This is a genomic window from Sphingobium sp. (assembly GCF_035511395.1).
GTDB lineage: Bacteria > Pseudomonadota > Alphaproteobacteria > Sphingomonadales > Sphingomonadaceae > Sphingobium.
Map to the genome: position 1 here is coordinate 1 of NZ_DATKFP010000232.1, position 3,417 is coordinate 3,417.

The following is a 3,417-nucleotide window of genomic DNA, read 5'->3' on the forward strand; positions in this document are numbered from 1 at the left end:
GAACCTGATCGACCTGATCGGCCACATCCTCATAGACTTCGGACCAGACTTCACGAAAGGGGCGGCCCAACATGCTGGGATGCTTGACACCCAATGTGGGGATATAGGCGTCATTGTAAAAGAAACGCAGATCCGGACCCCAGCCGAGCCACATTTCGAACCGGGTGGTAAGCAGCATATTGATCGGTATTCGCAGGGCGCCGGGCCATTGCTCCACCGGGCCAAGCGGCGTCGAATTCCAATCATGGACGCGCATTGCCTTGGCCATATCGCTTGAACCGGGGAATATGTCGGCAAGCTCGGTCATCTACTCGAAACGTCCTTTTTCTCAGGCTTGACGGATAATGTTGCCATCCGGATTTGGATGCTCAATTAAAGACGGGCGATACAATTGACAGTAACTTAAATCAGTTCACGGCGCGACCGGGTAGGTTCAGCGAACCAACCGCCGACGGGCAGCAAGATCGTTGCGGATGGTCGTGGCGGCGACGCCCGCCTCGCCCATGGCGTGGCTGATCTGGTCCAGCCCTTTGGCGACATCGCCAGCGGCGTAGAGACCCGGCACGCTTGTCCGCTGATGGCTGTCGACCACAAGGCACCCATCGTCGGTCGCATCCGCGCCCAACATCGTAGCAAGTTCGGAACGGATGACCGATCCCAGGGCGGGATAGACGGTGTCGAAGCACACATCGCCTTCGGCAGCCGGAACGATTATCCGGTTCCCTTCGATGCGCATGGGGCCGCAAGGGCCGCTCAGGAGCGCGATATCCGCCTGCCGCAGCAATACCCGTTCTTCATCGTTCAGCGCATGGTCGCCGTCCGGCGCGATCAGGGTGATGGTGCGTGAGTACATGCGCAGGAAGATCGCTTCATTGCAGCCATGGCGGTTCGTGCCGATCACCGCGATCCGTTTGTCCGTCACCTCATAGCCGTCGCAGATCGGGCAATAGCGCAGCAGCCCCTTTTCCACCGCCGCGTCGTGAGCATCGGGCGCGATGTTGGGCGCGTTGTTGACCACCCCCGTCGCGAGCAGCACGCTGCGGGCCGACAGGCGTTCCTCTCCCAGATGCGCGACCAGCAACTCGCCTTCGCGGGTCAGCACATCGACCGTGCCGGTGCGGACGGATGCGCCGAAACCGGCGGCCTGCTGGCGCATCCGGGCGAGCAGCTCTTTACCGGGAATGCCGCCGGGGAAGCCGGCGTGATTGTGGGTGCGCGGGATCAGCGCGGCGCGGCTTTTCCCCGCATCGACGATGCCGATGGACAGCCTGAACCGCGCAAGGTAGATCGCCGCCGTCAGCCCGGCTGGCCCGGCGCCGACCACCAAACAGTCTAATGGATCGCAGGGCAAAGGCTCGGAAGCGTCGCGCTGCGCCATGATCAAGCCGCCGCCACCACCAGCGTTTCGAGCAGCGCCATCACCCGCGTGACACGCGCGTCATCCTCGGTCCTTTCCTGCAACAGCCAGCGGCCGTCCTTGGCTTCAAACCCCGCGCCATCAGGCGGCACGCCGTCCTGTCGCGGAGTCAGCGCGATCGCGGCGGGGCCTGCGTCGATCCGGGCGATGCCTGCAAGGCGCGCAAGGATGCCAATCCTCGCTGCGGCCGCCAACGCTTCAGCAGCTGGAGGCAGCGAGCCGAAGCGATCGGCCATTTCCTGTTCCAGAGCGCCCAGTTCCGTCTCATCGCGCACCCGCGCAAGCCGGATATAAAGCCCGAGACGAATGTCGGCATCGGGTATCCAGTCGGCGGGCAGAGCGCCCGTATCGCCGATGTTCAATTCAGGCAGCCAAAGCGCCGTGTCTTCGCCGCGCGCCTGCTTGAGCGCCGCTCCGAACAGATGCTGATAAAGGTCGACGCCAACCAGCTTCATATGACCGGCCTGCGTGTCGGTCAGAGGATCGCCGCTGCCACGCTGGTCGAGATCGGCCGCGCTGATCTCGAACCCCGCGCCGAGCCGGTCGTGGCTGGTCAGTGTGCGAAGCCGCCTCATGCTTCGTTCGGCTATCTTCTCGCCCTCGGTCAGCAGGATGACCTGCCCCCGTCGGTTGCCTCGACCGACGCGCCCGCGCAGTTGATGAAGCTGCGCCAACCCGAACCGATCGGCCCGCCATACGATCATCGTGTTGGCGCGGGGCACGTCGAGGCCAGCCTCGATGATATTGGTGGCCAGTAGCACGTCGCCATCGCCGCCTGCGAAGCGGACCATGGCCTCATCGATCTGCGCGACGGGCATCCTGCCGTGCGCCTCAATTAGGTCGAAGTCGGGAACGAGACGGCGCAGACGCTGCGAAAAAGGCGCGAGATCATCGATGCGCGGCACCACGACGAAGCTTTGCCCGCCCCGCGAACGCTCGCGCAACAGAGCGGTGCGGATCATGCCGTCGTCCAGAGCGACAAGGCTGGTGCGGATCGGCTGACGCCGCGCCGGGGGGGTAGCGATCACGGACATCTGCTGAAGCCCGATCATGGCGCGATGTAGCGTTCGGGGAATGGGCGTGGCGCTCATCGCCAGCAAGTGAATGTCGGGCCGGCCGCGCAGCCGGGCCTTGTCGGCGGCGCCGAAGCGCTGCTCCTCATCAATGATGACGAGTCCGACATTCACATAGCGCACATCCTTGTTCATGACCGCGCCCGTGCCGATCACGATCTGGATGGATCCGTCGGCAAGCCCGGCCTTCACCGTCTTCTTCTCAGCCGCGCCCGACAGACGCGACAAGGCGCCGATCGTCACCCCCGTCCCGGCGAAGCGCCGCTCGAACGTCTCGATATGCTGGCGCACCAACACGGTCGTGGGCGCGGCCAATATGACCTGATAACCGGCGAGCGCCGCCAGCGCGGCGGCGCGCAGCGCGACTTCCGTCTTGCCATAGCCTACGTCCCCGATCACCAGCCGGTCCATCGGCCGTCCGCTGGCCAGATCGTCGCGCACGGCGGCAATCGCCTTGGCCTGATCGGCGGTTTCGTTGAAGGGGAAGGTGGCGCTGAAACGCTCGTATTGGGCTGGGTCGGGATCGATGCGCGGCACCTGTAGCCCCCTGCGCTCGTGCGCCAGTGCCGTCAGTTCCCGCGCTGCGGCAGCGGTCGTTTCGTCGATGGAAGCGCGGCGTTTCTGCCAGCTGGACCCGTCGAGCCGGTCGAGCGGCACCCCGTCCGCATCCGCGCCATAGCGCCAGATGCGGCCCGCCTCCTGCACCGGCACCAGCCGCCGGTGCCCGTCCGCATATTCAAGGGCGATCGCCTCGCTCGCGGGCGCGACAGGGGCCGGTTCAAGGCCGACGACCTTGGCGACGCCATGATCCTCATGCACGACGATGTCGCCTGCGCGAATATCTCCGCCGCTGAGCGCCAGAGCCGCCGAACCCTGTCTCGGCGCCTCGCCGATCAGCGCGTGGCTGCCCAGAAGGTCGGCGGCTGC

General features: G+C 65.3%; 2 protein-coding genes and 1 pseudogene. All 3 read right to left on the bottom strand.

Going from position 1 to position 3,417, the window contains the following annotated elements; genetic code table 11:
• Positions 1-307 (bottom strand): annotated as a pseudogene (locus VMR39_RS15760) (hypothetical protein); the annotation flags it as partial.
• Positions 308-433: 126 nt separating this feature from the next.
• Positions 434-1,378 carry an NAD(P)/FAD-dependent oxidoreductase gene (locus VMR39_RS15765; RefSeq protein ID WP_325416889.1) on the bottom strand — a complete coding sequence of 315 codons (945 nt, stop codon included), beginning with the start codon at positions 1,376-1,378 and terminating at the stop codon, positions 434-436.
• A 2-nt stretch (positions 1,379-1,380) separates the two neighbouring features.
• Positions 1,381-3,417: DEAD/DEAH box helicase (locus VMR39_RS15770; protein WP_325416890.1), on the bottom strand; the 2,037-nt coding region annotated here is incomplete at its 5' end.

Bases quoted from the DNA above. Each gene is read 5' to 3' on its own strand.
- VMR39_RS15765 (WP_325416889.1), bottom strand. From the start codon at position 1,378: ATGGCGCAGCGCGACGCTTCCGAGCCTTTGCCCTGCGATCCATTAGAC.